Annotated in this window: 15 protein-coding genes and 1 tRNA gene; 8 read left to right on the forward strand and 8 right to left on the reverse strand. The window is 53.4% G+C overall.

The window, feature by feature from the left end:
- Positions 1-46: 46 nt before the first annotated feature.
- Positions 47-1,324, reverse strand: coding sequence for a glycoside hydrolase family 125 protein (locus tag IJL83_00495; GenBank protein MBQ6552089.1), 1,278 nt, complete (start codon positions 1,322-1,324; stop codon positions 47-49).
- A 105-nt stretch (positions 1,325-1,429) separates the two neighbouring features.
- A tRNA-Pro gene (locus IJL83_00500) sits at positions 1,430-1,506 on the reverse strand.
- 311 nt (positions 1,507-1,817) lie between these two features.
- On the opposite strand from IJL83_00500, the gene IJL83_00505 reads away from it, so the two are divergent.
- From IJL83_00505 to guaA, 6 genes are all read left to right on the forward strand, one after another.
- Entirely contained in the window at positions 1,818-2,087 is a 270-nt protein-coding gene (locus IJL83_00505) for a zinc-ribbon domain containing protein (GenBank protein ID MBQ6552090.1), read from the forward strand.
- 136 nt (positions 2,088-2,223) lie between these two features.
- A complete protein-coding gene (locus tag IJL83_00510) occupies positions 2,224-2,418 on the forward strand; it encodes a DUF1858 domain-containing protein (GenBank protein ID MBQ6552091.1) in 195 nt (64 codons plus the stop codon).
- Positions 2,419-2,528: 110 nt separating this feature from the next.
- Positions 2,529-3,206, forward strand: coding sequence for an SAM-dependent methyltransferase (locus tag IJL83_00515; protein MBQ6552092.1), 678 nt, complete (start codon positions 2,529-2,531; stop codon positions 3,204-3,206).
- Positions 3,206-3,985 (forward strand): Nif3-like dinuclear metal center hexameric protein, encoded by a 780-nt coding sequence (locus tag IJL83_00520; protein ID MBQ6552093.1) that lies wholly within the window; start codon positions 3,206-3,208, stop codon positions 3,983-3,985. The genes IJL83_00515 and IJL83_00520 overlap by 1 nt, the downstream gene beginning before the upstream one ends.
- A gap of 9 nt (positions 3,986-3,994) precedes the next feature.
- Positions 3,995-5,707 (forward strand): NFACT family protein, encoded by a 1,713-nt coding sequence (locus tag IJL83_00525; protein MBQ6552094.1) that lies wholly within the window; start codon positions 3,995-3,997, stop codon positions 5,705-5,707.
- Positions 5,708-5,797: 90 nt separating this feature from the next.
- Entirely contained in the window at positions 5,798-6,781 is a 984-nt protein-coding gene (gene guaA, locus IJL83_00530) for a glutamine-hydrolyzing GMP synthase (GenBank protein MBQ6552095.1), read from the forward strand.
- A 30-nt stretch (positions 6,782-6,811) separates the two neighbouring features.
- Here the strand turns inward: guaA and IJL83_00535 are convergent, their stop codons facing one another.
- Genes IJL83_00535 through IJL83_00560 form a run of 6 tightly spaced genes read right to left on the reverse strand, consistent with a single transcriptional unit; the run spans position 6,812 to position 12,106 of the window.
- The gene (locus IJL83_00535) at positions 6,812-7,462 is read right to left on the reverse strand and encodes a sugar O-acetyltransferase (GenBank protein ID MBQ6552096.1); all 651 of its coding nucleotides are present in this window, start codon (positions 7,460-7,462) and stop codon (positions 6,812-6,814) included.
- A gap of 5 nt (positions 7,463-7,467) precedes the next feature.
- Positions 7,468-8,700, reverse strand: coding sequence for an aminopeptidase (locus IJL83_00540; GenBank protein MBQ6552097.1), 1,233 nt, complete (start codon positions 8,698-8,700; stop codon positions 7,468-7,470).
- Positions 8,701-8,710: 10 nt separating this feature from the next.
- Complete coding sequence (locus tag IJL83_00545) at positions 8,711-9,577, reverse strand: 4-(cytidine 5'-diphospho)-2-C-methyl-D-erythritol kinase (protein ID MBQ6552098.1); 867 nt, start codon at positions 9,575-9,577, stop codon at positions 8,711-8,713.
- Complete coding sequence (locus IJL83_00550; GenBank protein MBQ6552099.1) at positions 9,574-10,746, reverse strand: aminotransferase class I/II-fold pyridoxal phosphate-dependent enzyme; 1,173 nt, start codon at positions 10,744-10,746, stop codon at positions 9,574-9,576. The genes IJL83_00545 and IJL83_00550 overlap by 4 nt, the downstream gene beginning before the upstream one ends.
- The gene (locus IJL83_00555; protein ID MBQ6552100.1) at positions 10,746-11,225 is read right to left on the reverse strand and encodes an Lrp/AsnC family transcriptional regulator; all 480 of its coding nucleotides are present in this window, start codon (positions 11,223-11,225) and stop codon (positions 10,746-10,748) included. The genes IJL83_00550 and IJL83_00555 overlap by 1 nt, the downstream gene beginning before the upstream one ends.
- A gap of 23 nt (positions 11,226-11,248) precedes the next feature.
- A complete protein-coding gene (locus tag IJL83_00560) occupies positions 11,249-12,106 on the reverse strand; it encodes a histidinol-phosphatase HisJ family protein (protein MBQ6552101.1) in 858 nt (285 codons plus the stop codon).
- Between the two features lie 153 nt (positions 12,107-12,259).
- Between IJL83_00560 and IJL83_00565 the strand changes: the two genes are divergently transcribed.
- Positions 12,260-13,651: a hypothetical protein gene (locus IJL83_00565; protein MBQ6552102.1), complete on the forward strand. Its 1,392-nt coding sequence runs from the start codon at positions 12,260-12,262 to the stop codon at positions 13,649-13,651.
- A 44-nt stretch (positions 13,652-13,695) separates the two neighbouring features.
- Positions 13,696-15,039, forward strand: coding sequence for a hypothetical protein (locus tag IJL83_00570; GenBank protein ID MBQ6552103.1), 1,344 nt, complete (start codon positions 13,696-13,698; stop codon positions 15,037-15,039).
- The last annotated feature ends 2 nt before the right edge of the window (positions 15,040-15,041 follow it).

Genomic DNA, 15,041 nt, shown 5'->3' on the forward strand with positions numbered 1-15,041 from the left:
GTTTTTGAAAATTATACTGCAGCGGTTTTTCGCCAAAGTCTTCGGATCATATGCAGTTGTTGTCGACGCAGTTTTCTATGAATTCGGAAAACAGAGCTTCCGGCCAGGTGAACCATTCGCGCGTGTAGTTGCAAGGATTGTCAACGTCAAATCCTTCGTGAAGATGACATTTTCCGGCTTCGGTTGAAGCGATTGTTTTGAGTAGTTCGCGCCTTTCGTTGTCATCCGTCGAGGTCAATCCCTGCATTATAAGCGACATATGCCAGACATAATTCCGAGGAGTGTGCGGCGAACCTATGCCGCGGGCATACTTTCCGGAGTAATAATAAGGGTTATCCGCGCTTAACAGGAAACGACGGGTGTTGAGATATATCTCGTCGTCCGCGGCGGAATATCCTATATACGGTATAGACAGCAAGCTGGGAACGTTCGCGTCGTCAATCATTGAGTAATGACCCATGCCATCCGTTTCGCAGGCGTAGATTCTGCCGTATTTCCCGTGCTCAACGATGCAGTAGTTCCGTATCCCGTCGTCTATCTCTTTGCGGAGAGCGTCGCATTCGGCTGCGAGCGATTCGTTATTGCAAACGCTGCTGAGCATTTCCGCGGCGTAACCGAGAACGACTACCGCGAACATTTCTGAAGCGGTGAGGTAACCGTAAACGCAGCCGTCGTCGCTCGGTCTGAACGCGGAGCGCGTCATGCCTGTATACGCGGCGGGCGCGCCTCTGCCGCCGTAGGGATAGTCGTCGATTGTAATCCCGTTTTCCAAGCGTATGAAGTAATACGGCGAATTCTCTTCGTGACGCTGTTCGATTCTCCATTGATTGAGAATAATGCGCATGACGGATTCGAGTTCATTTCTTATTATTTCCGTTTTACCGGTCTGTTTATAATATAAATACAGCAGACGCAGGGGATAACACAGGGAGTCGACCTCATACTTGCGTTCAAATACCCACGGATTGTTTTTCGGCAGATCCTCCGGATGCCCTTCGCCGTTCGGTTCCTGATTGAACGCGTTGGCATACGGATCTATCCTTATATACATGAATTGACGTTTAAGCACGCCTTCAATTATTTCAGAAATCTCCGGATCGTTTGCAAGCGGTATATAATGAGATACCTGCGCTGATGAATCGCGCAGCCACATTGCCGGTATATCGCCGGTTAGCACGAAATATGTTCCGTCGTCGCATTTTCGGACGGCTGTCTCAAGCGTGCTGGCGCAGCAGTTTCTGTACAAATCACGCAGTTTGGGATGCCTTTCGAGTTTTTCTGAATAACGATCGATTCTTTTGATAAGGGAGTCGGGGAGCTGCATAGTATACACCTCGTTTCTACGTGTCGATTATATCATATATCTATTTGTCGTTCAATGATATAAAATAAAAAATCGGGTATCCGCGGCAGTTGCGCGGACACCCGATGGTCCGAGTGACTGGAATCGAACCAGCGGCCCCTTGAACCCCATTCAAGTACTCTACCAAGCTGAGCTACACCCGGATCGGTCAACGGCTAATAGTCTACCACAGCTTTGCCCAAAATGCAAGAGTAATTTTCAAAAATCCCTTTAATAATTTTTCCGCCTTTTGTTTCAAGCTGCCTATTTATCATGTTGTTTCAGATAATTCGTAAATTTTCAACATATTTTTTTCATATTTTCTTTAAAATTGCTTGACAAAAGATTCTAATAAGTATATTATATAAAAGCTTGGAAACAGGCAGAATACTGCCCAGAAGGGGATTGAACCCCTCAATTACTTCCGGTTCAGGTCCGATTTTGAGCAAAAACCATTATTTTTTGGAGGAAAAACATGTACGAAGACAAGACCTTGGTATGCAAAGATTGCGGAGCCGAATTCGTGTTCACCGCCGGTGAGCAGGAGTTCTACGCGGAGAGGGGCTTCCAGAATGAGCCCTCCAGATGCAAGGAATGCAGAGCTAATCGCAAGCGCGCCAGCAGAGAGATGTTTGAGACGACCTGCTCTCAGTGCGGCGGTGTTGCCAGAGTTCCTTTCCAGCCCCGTGATGACAGACCGGTTCTGTGCAGCGAGTGCTTCGCTAAGAGCAGAGAGCAGCAGTAATATGCGCTTCTGCATACCAAGTAGCATATAAATGCTTACAAGGTAAAAATAAATGCGTTCCGATTTTTACGGAACGCATTTACTTTTTATAATCAATGTGTTATAATATTGACAGCAAACGAAAGGAAGTGTAATTATGGTTGACAAGAATTGGGTTATCGGAACCGTTCTCGATAAGTATCCCGACACGGCTGAGCTTTTCCTCGGTATCGGAATGCATTGTCTCGGATGCCCAGGAGCGAGAAGCGAAACGATCGAGCAGGCATGTATGGTGCACGGAGCCGACTGCGACGCTCTCATCGACGAAATCAACGCTCTCATAGGAGAATAATCAAATCCTGCCGAAAGCCGCCTGAACGGCGGCTTTTTTCGTGCATTTTTTTATTGAAAGCGCGGGCGCGATGTGCTATAATGCAACTGTAAAGCATCGGAGGAATTGAGATGAAACTGCCGCAGCGACTTGAATACGTTTTCTCGTTAACGGAGAAATGCCGATGTGCTGCCGATATCGGCACGGATCACGGCAAACTTGCCGCGGCTCTCGTCCTTTCCGGTCGCGCCGAACGAGTTATTGCGAGCGACGTAAACGCCGGACCTCTTTCGAAGGCGGAAGAGCTTTCGGAAAAACTGGGCTTTACCGATAAAATCGACATTCGGCTCGCAGACGGTCTCAGCGGCATGGAAAACGCCGGAGTCGATCAAATAATAATCGCAGGTATGGGAGGAGAGCTTATTGCGTCGATTATCGATGCGGCTCAGTGGGTGAAGAATCCGGATGTATATCTCGTTCTCCAACCTATGACGACTTCGCCGGAACTGCGCCGCTATCTCGTTTCATCGGGATTCCGCATTAAAAGGGAAGGAGCCGTCATCGAAGACGGCAAACCGTATGAGGTAATTACCGCCGTGTACTCCGGAGATATACGGGGCTGCACTCCCGAAGAAGCCGAAATCGGCGGAAACTTCGAGGGCGACGAGCAGGCCGTGAGAGCGCTTCTCGTCAAAAAGCGCAGCGCGCTCGAAAAGCGTCTCATCGGCGCTGAAAGAAAGAACGACGGCGAGGCGGACGTTATCAACCGCTTAATCAGCAGGATAAATACACGTTTGGAGGAACTATAATGGCTTCTGTGGGAGAAATACTTAATTTCTTATGGAAGGCGGCTCCGCCGGAGCTTGCCGAGGGCTTCGATAACGTCGGGCTTATCGCCGGCGACGAAGAGATCAACGTCACAAAAGCGCTGCTGGCGCTCGATATCACCGAGGAGGTCATTGCCGAGGCGGTCGAGCAGAAAGCTCAGCTTATCATAAGCCATCATCCCGTCGTCTTCGGGAACGTCAAACGCTTCACGCCTCAGGATTACGTTTCAAAACGCGCGTATTCGCTAGTCAGAGCCGGTATTTCTGCGATATGTATGCACACGAATCTCGACGCCGCCGACGACGGAGTGGGCGAGACGCTGGCAAAAAAGCTCGGACTGACGGATATCCGCGAAATCGAAGGCACCGGTGAAAACGGCAACTGCGGACGCATTGGCTTCCTTGAAGAACCCGTTGAGCCCGAATGGCTCGCCTTGCGCGTGAAAGACGCGCTCGGATGCGATGCGGTGAGGTACGTCGCCGGCGACAAAAAGATCAGCACGGTCGCCGTTATCGGCGGCAGCGGCGGCGACTTCGCGGAGCTCGTAATGAATTCCGGCGCCGACGCTTTCGTTACCGCCGACGTGAAGCATCATCAGTTCATATACGCCAAAGACAGCGGATTTACCCTCATAGACGGCGGGCATTACGAGACCGAGTATCCGATTATTCCGGAATTAAAATCGCGTCTTGAAGAAGAATTCACCATGGTGAAGTTTGTTCTTTCCGAGCGCGGTAGCGTTATTAAAACCCTCTATTAAGGATCGATTATGGCACTTGACGCTGCGTTTTTGAAGTTAATATGCGCCGAACTGAACGAGCGCGCCGTGGGGGCAAAGGTGGATAAAGTCTACCAGCCCGAACGCGACGAGTTCGTCTTTTTCCTGCGCGGATTTCACGAAACGCTGAGGTTGCGTATCTCCGCGTCGTCCGCGAGTCCCGCGGTATATTTCACAGAGCATTCGAAGGATAATCCGAAGCAGGCGCCGACGCTTTGCATGCTCGCCCGCAAGCTTTTCACCGGCGGCAGGTTCGTAGCCGCCGAGCAGCCGGGTATGGAGCGTGTGGTTACGCTTAAATTTGATTGTACCGACGAAATGGGCGACAAGGTCGAGCGGCGCGTCGTCGCCGAAATTATGGGGCGCAGCAGCAATATCCTGTTCACCGACGGAGACGGAAGGATAATCGAATCCGTCAAGCATTCCGGCGCGGATCCTGACGCCGTCCGCTGCGTAATCGCCGGTATGCCTTACGTTATGCCGCCCAAGCAGAATAAAGCCGATCCGTATTCGCTTACCGGGGAATCGCTGTCGTCGATCCTGTCCGCGTCCGACGAATCGCTGTCGGACGCTTTGCTGCATAACGTCGCCGGCTTTTCGCCGATAGTCTGCAGGGAACTCGCGTTCAGGGCTTCCGGCGACGCCGAAACGCCCGCGGCGCACGCTGACGCAGAAAGAGTATACGCGGAACTCGACAGTCTGCTTTCGGAGCTCGAAAACGGCGGGAATCCTTCGGTAGTCTGCCGCGCCGACGGGACGGCGGCGGACTTTTCGTTCTTTTCACCGTCCGTTTACGGCGGCGCGATGGAAATCAAAAAGCTCGACAGTCCGTCCGAACTGCTCGATTTCTTTTATTACGAACGCGACCGCGCCGAGCGGCTGAAGCAGCGCACTTCCGAGCTTTCGCGGCTCGTCTCGCGCAGCATCGAGCGAGCGGTCAGAAAAGCCGCGGCGCAGAGCAGGGAACTCGCGGAATGCGAAAACGCGGAAGAACTCCGCGTGCGCGGCGAATTGATAAACGCCTATCTGCACGAGATAAATCCCGGATCGTCCGTCGCCGTAGTCAAAAACTATTACGATAACTATAACGAGATACATATCCCGCTCGACAGCGCTCTTTCTCCGCAGCGCAACGCGCAGAAGTACTTCCGCGAATACCGCAAAAGCTATACCAGAAAGAAAAAGCTTGCCGAGCAGCTCGAACTCGGCGAAGCGGAGATCGAATGGCTCCGCACGGTCGCGGACGAGCTCACGCTCGTTGAAACTCCCGAAGATATTTCGCGTATACGCGAGGAGCTCGTCTCCGAGGGGTATCTGCGTCCCGCGCCTTCGAAAAATACCAAAAAGCCCGTCAAAAGACCCGAATACTCTTTTGAGTGCGTCACCACTTCCGACGGTTTCAAGGTCTATTACGGGAAAAACAACCTCCAGAACGACGCGCTGACCATGCGTTTCGCTTCAAACAGCGATATATGGTTTCACGTCAGGGAAAGCTTCGGCGCTCACGTCGTGCTTCGTCTCGAGGGCAGGGAACCAACCGAAACCGCCGTTTACGAGGCCGCGAAGATCGCCGCCGCGCACAGCAAATCGGCCGAAGGCACGAAGGTTTCGGTTGACTACACGGAAATCCGCAACGTACGAAAGCCGAAGGGCTCGAAACCGGGTAAAGTCTTCTACGTAAACTTCAAGACGATAATTGTGTAAAATTTTTATAAAAATCGCGCCGTTTCTATTGAAACGGCGTTTTGAATGTGGTATAATTCGTCCATATTTTTAATAAAGGGGTAGAGGTAAATGAGCGGAAACGTGCGTCCTGCAGAAATGAAAAGAATCGAAACGAAAGAACTGGCCGAACAGTTCATTCAGCAGCAGATCAAAGAGCTGCGCGAACAGATCGGCGACAAGAAAGTCCTTCTCGCTCTCTCCGGCGGCGTCGACTCCTCCGTGGTCGCGGCTCTGCTGATCAAGGCGATAGGCAAGCAGCTTACCTGCGTTCACGTCAACCACGGTCTTCTCCGCAAGGGCGAGCCGGAGCAGGTCGTCAAGGTTTTCCGCGATCAGATGAACGCCAACCTTATTTACGTTGACGCCGTCGACCGCTTCCTCGATAAGCTCGCGGGCGTTTCCGATCCGGAAACGAAGCGCAAGATCATCGGCAAGGAGTTCATCGACGTCTTCGCCGAAGAAGCCGCAAAGCTTGACGGCATCAAGTTCCTCGCTCAAGGCACTATCTACCCGGATATACTCGAAAGCGACGGAGTAAAGGCGCACCACAACGTCGGCGGTCTGCCGCCGGAGCTTGATTTTGAGCTTGTAGAGCCCGTTAAGCTCCTTTTCAAGGATGAAGTCAGAGTCGTCGGCGAAGCCCTCGGACTGCCGCACGGTATGGTTTACCGTCAGCCGTTCCCGGGTCCCGGCCTCGGCGTCCGCTGCACCGGAGCTATAACCCGCGACCGCCTCGAAGCGCTCCGCGAAGCCGACGCGATAGTTCGGGAGGAGATCGGAAAACTCCCCGAAACGCCCTGGCAGTATTTCTGCGTGATTCCCGACCTTCAGTCGACCGGTATCAAATACGTTGACGGCCAAGGCAAGCGCTATATGGGCTGGGCGGTCATCATCCGTGCGATCAACACGATAGACGCCGTGACCGCCGCTGTGCCGGAGATACCGTTTGCCGTCCTCTGCAAAATGCGCGATCAGATCGTCAAGATCCCCGGAGTCAACCGCGTCCTTTGGGACATCAGCGAAAAGCCCGTCGCCACGATAGAATACGAATGATCGGATAGTATAGTCAACGACCGGTCGGAGTCAGCTCCGACCGGTCGTTTTGCTTAGATTGTGTTTGTTGTACAGTTCGCAATCTGAGATGCGCAGGTCTTTGAAGTAAAACTCTTTGTCACGTTCGCCGATCGGGCGGAGGACGCGGCAGGGAACGCCTACGGCGACTACGTTTGCGGGAATATCCTTCGTTACCACGCTTCCGGCGCCTATCACGCTGTTGTCGCCGATGCTCACGCCGGGCAGAATAACGCTTCCGGTTCCGATCCAGCAGCATTTGCCGATATGAACGGGCGCGTTGTACTGATACTGCTTTTCGCGGAGCTCCGGAAGAATCGGATGCGCGGCGGTGCAAACGGTTACATTGGGGCCGAACTTGGTATTGTCACCCACATATATATGCGCATCGTCAACCAGCGTCAGATTAAAATTAGCGTATATATTGCTGCCGAAATGGACGTGCTTTCCGCCGAAATTAGCGTGAAAAGGCGGCTCGATGTAGCAGTTTTCTCCGATCTCCGCGAACATCTCCCTGAGCATTTCCTCGCGCTTGTTCAGCTCGGTCGGACGCGTCGCGTTGAAGTCGTACAGCTTGTCAAGACACGCGATCTGCTCCTTGAACAGAGCTTCATCCATAGGATAATACAACTTCCGGGAGTGCATTTTTTCTTTGATATCCATATCCGTTACAGAGCGAAATTGCCGTCGATAAAGACCGGCGTTTCTTTGCCGTCCGCGCCGACGCCGACGATCGAGAGGTCAGCCGTGCCGACCATAAAGTCCTCGTGCGTGACGGATGAGTTAAGCCCGGCGGCGTTCAACTCTTCGCGCGACATGGACGCCCCGCCCGCGACGCAGGGATAAGCGTCGCCGAAGGCAAGGTGGCAGGATGCGTTTTCGTCAAAGAGCGTGTTGTAAAACAGCGTTTTCATATCGGATATCGGCGATTTGAAGGGCACGAGGGCGACTTCGCCGAGGTAGCTCGCGCCTTCGTCGACCGCGATCGCGGCTTTGAGGATATCTTCGTTTGTCCTTGCGGTCGCGCTTACAATCCTGCCGTCTTTGAATTCCATAACTATGCCGTTGATGACGTTGCCGTCCTTGACCAGCGGCATGGAGGCGACGACTCTGCCGTTGACTCCGTCGCGCTTCGGCGCGGTGAAAACCTCTTCAGTCGGCATATTCGCGACGAAGACCTGTCCTTTCGTCGTAACTTCGCTGCCGCCGAGCCATACGTGGTTATCGGGCAGTTCTATCGTCAGATCGGTGCCTATGGAATTAGAGTAACGCAGCTTTTTGAAGGCGAGGGAAGTGAGCTTTTCGCATCTCGCCGCAAGGGTGGCGATGTGTTCGCGCCAGCGTTCGACCGCGTTTCCGCTTCCGTCGATGCGAAGCGCGGAAAAGATCTTGTTCCACAGGCCGTCGACGGCTTCTTTGTCAGAAAGGTCTGGCGATACCTTTTTCGCCCACGATACGATCGGGATCGAAGCGACGCACCACGGGAAGTCGTTGCGCATCTGCATATTGCGGTAGTCTTCCATAGCGGCGCCCGCGACGCGCTCCCATCCAAGCAGACGGGCGGGGTCGACGCCCTTCATACTTTCCGGGTCGGACGCGTAGATCGCGAGCTTTGCCGCGCCGTCGTCCGCGAGATCCATAAGGAAGTCGCGTCTCCATGACGGGAATGATTCAAAAATCTTGTCTTCGGCGCGAAGGAACTTCTCGCGCGCGAGATAATCGTCCGACCAGTTCACGACAACTTCCGCGCATCCGGCGTCGTAGGCTGCCGTTGCGCAAAGACGCACAAACTCAGCGCAGTCGACGGGCGCGTTGATGAGAAGGCGCTGGCCTTTTCGGATATTTACGCCGACTTCAACGAGCAGCCGCGCGTATTCTGTAAGCATTTCTTTGTTAATCATAGATTTCACCTCAAATTATCGTCACGCCGGTTTTTGAAGGCGTGGTTATATATGACAGTATCGGCTTGTGGAGGCGTTTTTTACACTTTTCCGCGATGATGCGCGAATCGAAAACGCCGAAGACGGAAGTTCCGCTGCCGGACATGCAGGACGCTTTCGCGCCGTTTTCGAGGAGCTTTTCGGCGATATGCCTGACTGTGCCGACGCAGCTTTCGGTTATCGGCTGCAGTTTGTTCGCCATATGCAGGCACAGAGTGTCGAGATCGCCTTCGTTCAGCGCGTTGACGGCGGCCGTGTTGTTCACTTCGGGAAGCGATCCGCCGTATTCGTCATATAGCGCGAATGCTTTGGGAGTAGACATTCCGCGCAAGGGCTTTGCGATAAGAATATAGCAGTCGGGCATATCGGGAAGCTTCGTTATTATTTCGCCGACGCCTTCGCAGAGCGCCGTTCCGCCCGTAAGGCAGAACGGAACGTCCGCGCCGAGTTTCAAACCAAGCTCTTTCAGCTCGTCAAGCGAGAGTCCGCAATCAAAGAATTTATTCAGACCGACGAGCACCGCCGCGGCGTCCGCGCTTCCTCCGGCAAGTCCGGCGGAAACCGGTATCCGCTTTTTGAGGTCGATATGCACGTTGTGCGGCAGCGACATGGTATCAAGAAACAACCTCGCGGTCTTGAACACGAGGTTGTTTTCGTTTACGGGTATGCGCGTGCTTCCGGATGAAAAGAGGATGCCTTCTGAAATGCTGTCGATAGTTATTACGTCGGCGAGCGCGACCGACTGCATTATCATCGAAAGAGAGTGGTATCCGTTATCCGTGAAGCCCGTCACGTCGAGCGTAAGGTTTATTTTTGCGTGTGCCTTGAGAGTTATCATTTCTTCAGTTCGGCAATGAACGTGCCGATCCTTTCGAGAGCTTCAACAAGGTGGTTGACGGAGTAGGAGTAGGAAATGCGTACGAATCCTTCGCCGGATGCGCCGAAGGCGTTTCCCGGTACGACCGCGACCTTCTTTGAATGGAGCAGGCGGGTGCAGAATTCTTCGCTCGTGAGTCCGAGTTTTGAGACATTCGGGAAAACGTAGAACGCTCCGAGCGGCTCGAAGCAGGGGAGCCCGAGCTTGCGGAGTCCGTCGACGACGAGCTTGCGGCGCATATCGTAGCTTTCGCGCATATTCGCGATGTCTTCATCGCCGTCGCGCAGCGCCTCTATCGCGGCGTACTGCGCAGACGTTGGCGCGCACATGATGCAGAACTGATGTATCTTCAGCATCTGCTTTAATATCGGAGCGGGAGCGCAGGCGTATCCGAGGCGCCAGCCGGTCATCGCGTACGCCTTCGAGAATCCGCTGACGAGGACGGTGCGCTCGCGCATACCGTCTATCGAGGCGATGGAAACGTGGCCTTCGCCGGTATAGGTAAGCTCGCCGTAAATCTCGTCGGAGAGAATCATTATATCCGTTCCGCGCAGGAAACCCGCGAGAGCTTCGAGGTCGCTTTTGCGCATTACCGCGCCGGTCGGATTGTTCGGGAAGGGGAGTACCAGCAGTTTTGTTTTAGGCGTAATAAGCGGCTTAATGTCGTCGACGGTCAGCCGGAATTCGTTTTCCTCACGCGTGGGAACGGGAACGGGAACGCCGCCCGCGAGGGACGTTATCGGCGAATAACAGACGAAGGACGGCTCCGGAATGAGAACTTCGTCGCCCGGAGAAACCAGCGCGCGTATCGCTATATCTATCGCCTCGCTGCCGCCTACGGTAACGACGACTTCGGACTTTGGATCGTAATTCAGCCCGAAGCGCCGCGAAAGGTAGCGGCTTATCTCATCGCGAAGCGGAGCAAGACCGCGGTTGGCGGTGTAGAAGGTCTTGCCCGTTTCAAGCGAATATATGCCCGCTTCGCGAATGTGCCACGGGGTCATGAAGTCGGGTTCTCCGACGCCGAGCGTTATAACGTCGTCCATTTCGGCGGCGATGTCGAAGAACCTTCTTATGCCCGACGGTTTGATCGCGCATACTGCGGGGTTGAGAATCTTATCGTAATCCATCAGAACAGGCCTTCCTCACGGACCGGCGGCTCGTTTTCAACGAAAACAACGCCGTCATCCTTGTATTTCTTGAGCATAAAGTGCGTCGCGCAGGAGAGTATCTGTTCGAGAGGAGCGAGGCGGGAGGAAACGAAGGTCGCGACGTCCTTCAGCGTCTTTCCCTCGACGACCGCGAGGAAATCGTAGGCGCCGGAAACGAGATACAAGCTCTTCACCTCGGGGAATTGGAAGATGCGTTCGGCGACTGCCTCGAAGCCGTGTCCGCGCTGCGGAGTGACCTTGATCTCTATAAGTGCGGTGGTGGTGTCCTTTTCGGTTTTGTCCCAGTTGACTACGGCGGAGTAGCAAACGATGGTCTTGTTCTTTTCGAGCTCCGCAACGGTTTTCGCGACCTCTTCAACGCTCATTCCGAGCATACTGGCGAGCTGTTCGTTCGTAAGTTTTGCATTGTTTTTGAGAAGTTCAAGCAGCTTTAACATGTGTTTTTCCTCCGTTTCGTTAATCAGAATTCGACAAGCTTTGGCTTGCGGTCATTATAGACGGTGTAATGGGTGAATCCTGCCGCCTTCGCGATATCGACGGCAACGTTGAAATCCGCGGCGACGACGTCGGCAGTGTGTGCGTCGGAGCCGATCGTGATCATTTCGCCGCCGAAAGATTTATAGAGCCGAACGAGGTCAGGCCAGGGATCAGTGACGCGATAGTCGTGATTGCGAACTCCGCCGGTGTTGATTTCCAGCGCTCTGCCTGAATCGACTACGAGGCGGAAGATGCGGCTTATTTCTTTGTCGAAAAGGGAAAGGTCTTTTATCCCGAGGAAACCTTTGTACCGCATGGGATAGGTCAGATGCGCGAGCACGTCGAAATCGCAGGTCTCGCACATTTCGATAATCTCCTCAAAATACATCTTCAGCATGCCTTCGGGATCGGGAAGGGCTTCCATAAAATAGAAGTCGACGTTTCCGCGGATATTGTGCATCGACCCGAGCAGGCAGTCGAACTTGTAGTTGTCGAGCAGATAACGCTCATCGTCGTGATTCTGCGTGGCTTCGCCGACCTCGGCGCCTCTCTTTACCTTCAACACCGGTTCGAATTCAAGCGCCGCCCGCGCTATTGAAGCGTAGGACGCGGCGAGGACGTCGCGGCACTCTTTATATCCGCAGTCATAGTGGTCTGTAATACAGATCTCGGCAAGCCCGGCTTTGACTGCGGCGGAACAGACGTTGAATATATTCTCTTTAGAATCCGGCGACGCTTCGGTATGAGTATGATAGTCTGCGAGTTTCTTGATTTCATCAGTCGCAAAGGGGGACGGAAGCGGGGCGGGATGTGTTCTTTCGATAGTTGCGAGCGTACTCATAAAAACCTCTAAAAACTTGATTTTATTATTGAAAAGTGCATTTCGTCGTGATATAATGAGATGATAGAGTAGGCGTAAGCGTCTTTCTTTGAGTTGTTAAGTATATTATAAGCGTCGAATCCTCATTTTGCAATACTAAAAGGAGATTTTGGAATGAAAAGATTCTTTTCCGTCATAATTGCCCTTTCGATAGCGGCGTCGCTTTTTATAATCTCGCCGGTAACCGCGAAAGCATTATATAAAGTAAAAATCGCCTGCATAGGCGACAGCATTACTGACGGCGGCTTTATACCGGGATACGGCTATCCCGACGGACAGGGCCTCGATGACCCCCGCTGCTATCCGAAGCAGCTTGAAGCTCTGCTCGGCGAGAACTACGAGGTAAAGAACTTCGGAGACAGCGGCAGAACGCTGATGAGCACCGCGGATTATCCTTATATTTCCGCTCCCGGCGAGCTCTATCGTGAAAGTCTTGAATATGACGCTGATATAGTTCTGATAATGCTCGGTACCAACGACGCGAAGGTTACGAACGATCCGAGCACCACGAACTGGAAAGAGGATAGTCCGCAGCAGTTCAAGACCGATCTGGAGGCGCTTATCGAGGTTTATCGCAATCTGCCGAGTCATCCGACGGTTTATGTGCTGACTTCGCCGACCGCGTTCAACAACGGCGCTTATAACATCGTTCCCGCCAATGTCGACACGATAGCGGAACTGCAGCGCGAGGTCGCCGCGGATCTCAACGCTCCGCTTATCGATATGCACACGCTCACGGCTGATATGGGAACTTATTTCAGTGATAACATCCACCCGAATCAGGCGGGCTACGCCCGTTTGGCGCAGCTTGTATATAATGAGCTTGTGCCGACTTTCACAGCGCCTTCCGCGCCTGTTGACGTCAGAGTCGTGAGCAACGGCAGCGGCAGGTCGATCGTTTCCTGGACGACCGGCAATAAGGGCGGACTGCCTACGCTTAATTTCAAGGTCTACATAGACGGCGAATTCATCGCGGACTTCGAACGCATGACTTACACCGCGAAAAACCTCACCAACGGCAGCGTATATGATTTCAACGTGACCGCCGTCAATTCGCTCGGCGAATCCGTTTTTTCGGAAACCGTGCAGCTTCAACCGACCGCGGCGGACCCGAAAGTCACAGGCGTTGCCGACGGAGTCGTTTACGACCTCGCGGACGGAGCGCCGAAGGCGAGCTGGAAAACGGCTACTTCAGCCACTCTCGACGGTAACGAATACGTGAAAGACACGGAAATAACAACTTTAGGCGAACATACTCTTGTCGTTACAAATGATAACGTCGTCGTTTCCGTAACCTTCACGGTTATTGATTCATCCTTTATGCCCGGAGATATGGACGGCGACGGCGAGATCACCGTCGCGGACGCGCTCGCGGTACTGCGCATTGCCGCGAAACTTGCTGATGAGACACCCGACGCTCTGCGTATTGGAGATATGGACGGCGACGGCGAGATCACCGTCGCGGACGCTCTCGCGGTACTGCGCATCGCCGCGAAACTTGCGTGATAAATCTTTTCATTTTATATTCACAACCGAAAGGGGGGCAGCGTGTGAAAAGATTGGTTTCGCTTATTACAGCGTTATCGCTCATGATGTCGCTTCTCATTATCCTTCCGACAGAGGTTAAAGCCGTTTACAAGGCGAAAATCGCATGCGTAGGCGACAGCATTACATACGGATACGGTCTCGACGATCCGCGAAGCTTCCCGTCGCAGCTCGGCGTGCTTCTTCAGGAAAACTACGAAGTCAGGAACTTCGGCGCGGGCGGCAAGACGCTTATGAGCACCGGAGATACCCCTTATACGCAATATATCGAGTATCAGCCGAGTCTTGAATATGAAGGCGATATCGTTCTGATAATGCTCGGCACGAACGACGCCAAGTATTATAACTGGCATCCCGATTCTTCTCCGGCCGTTCTGAAGCGCGAACTGAAACAACTTGTTCAGACATACCGCGATCTGCCGAGCAAACCCACGGTGTTCATTATGACGTCCCCGACGCTTTTCGAGGGATGCCACCACGACTTCATACCATCTAACGTCGATACGATCGCGCAGCTTCAGCGTGAAGTTGCAGAGGAGATCAACGCTCCGCTTATAGACCTGCACACGTTCACCGCGGATATGGAGCAGTATTTCGAGGATAAAATCCACCCGAATGCCGATGGATACGCCTTGATCGCCGATTACATCGACGATATTATCGTCGCTAACGAGGGAACGCTTCCCGGAGCTCCGAAAGACCCTTACGTTTTAAGAAACTCCAGCGGAAGGTCTATCGTTATGTGGAGCACCGGACCGAAGGGCGGACTGCCGCTTCTCTCGTTCAACGTCTACATTAACGGCGAATTCTACGGAAACAGCCGCAGCACAACGTTTACCGTAACTAAGCTTACGAACGGCGTTACTTATGAAATGACGGTTACTTCGCTTAACGCAAACGGCGAATCAGAGCGGTCCGAGGTCGTAATACTCGAACCGACGGCGGACGATCCGAAGGTTACCGGCGTTGAAGACGGCGGCGTTTACGATCTCTCCGAGGTCGCACCGCCGAAGGCAAGCTGGAAAAAAGCAACGTCCGCAACCCTCGACGGCGCTGAATACGCTAAAGATACCGAAATAACCGCCCCGGGCGAGCACGTCCTCGTCATCACTAACGAAAACGTAACCGTTACTGTCACCTTTACGGTTATCGCTCGCGAAACCGCCGCAGGTGATATGGACGGCGACGGCGAGATCACCGTCGCGGACGCTCTCGCGGTACTCCGCATCGCGGCGAAACTTGCCGACGAAACACCCGACGCTCTCCGCGTCGGAGATATGGACGCCGACGGCGCGATTACGGTTTCCGACGCTTTGAGAGTTCTTCGTATCGCCGCTAAGCTCGCGTAAGA

It is taken from the genome of Clostridia bacterium (assembly GCA_017438525.1).
GTDB lineage: Bacteria > Bacillota > Clostridia > Oscillospirales > RGIG8002 > RGIG8002.

Bases quoted from the DNA above. Each gene is read 5' to 3' on its own strand.
- IJL83_00550 (MBQ6552099.1), bottom strand. From the start codon at position 10,746: ATGGATTACGATAAGATTCTCAACCCCGCAGTATGCGCGATCAAACCG.
- IJL83_00555 (MBQ6552100.1), bottom strand. From the start codon at position 11,225: ATGTTAAAGCTGCTTGAACTTCTCAAAAACAATGCAAAACTTACGAAC.
- IJL83_00545 (MBQ6552098.1), bottom strand. From the start codon at position 9,577: ATGATAACTCTCAAGGCACACGCAAAAATAAACCTTACGCTCGACGTG.
- IJL83_00505 (MBQ6552090.1), top strand. From the start codon at position 1,818: ATGTACGAAGACAAGACCTTGGTATGCAAAGATTGCGGAGCCGAATTC.
- IJL83_00520 (MBQ6552093.1), top strand. From the start codon at position 3,206: ATGGCTTCTGTGGGAGAAATACTTAATTTCTTATGGAAGGCGGCTCCG.
- IJL83_00560 (MBQ6552101.1), bottom strand. From the start codon at position 12,106: ATGAGTACGCTCGCAACTATCGAAAGAACACATCCCGCCCCGCTTCCG.
- IJL83_00510 (MBQ6552091.1), top strand. From the start codon at position 2,224: ATGGTTGACAAGAATTGGGTTATCGGAACCGTTCTCGATAAGTATCCC.
- IJL83_00540 (MBQ6552097.1), bottom strand. From the start codon at position 8,700: ATGATTAACAAAGAAATGCTTACAGAATACGCGCGGCTGCTCGTTGAA.
- guaA (MBQ6552095.1), top strand. From the start codon at position 5,798: ATGAGCGGAAACGTGCGTCCTGCAGAAATGAAAAGAATCGAAACGAAA.
- IJL83_00535 (MBQ6552096.1), bottom strand. From the start codon at position 7,462: ATGGATATCAAAGAAAAAATGCACTCCCGGAAGTTGTATTATCCTATG.
- IJL83_00565 (MBQ6552102.1), top strand. From the start codon at position 12,260: ATGAAAAGATTCTTTTCCGTCATAATTGCCCTTTCGATAGCGGCGTCG.
- IJL83_00515 (MBQ6552092.1), top strand. From the start codon at position 2,529: ATGAAACTGCCGCAGCGACTTGAATACGTTTTCTCGTTAACGGAGAAA.
- IJL83_00495 (MBQ6552089.1), bottom strand. From the start codon at position 1,324: ATGCAGCTCCCCGACTCCCTTATCAAAAGAATCGATCGTTATTCAGAA.
- IJL83_00525 (MBQ6552094.1), top strand. From the start codon at position 3,995: ATGGCACTTGACGCTGCGTTTTTGAAGTTAATATGCGCCGAACTGAAC.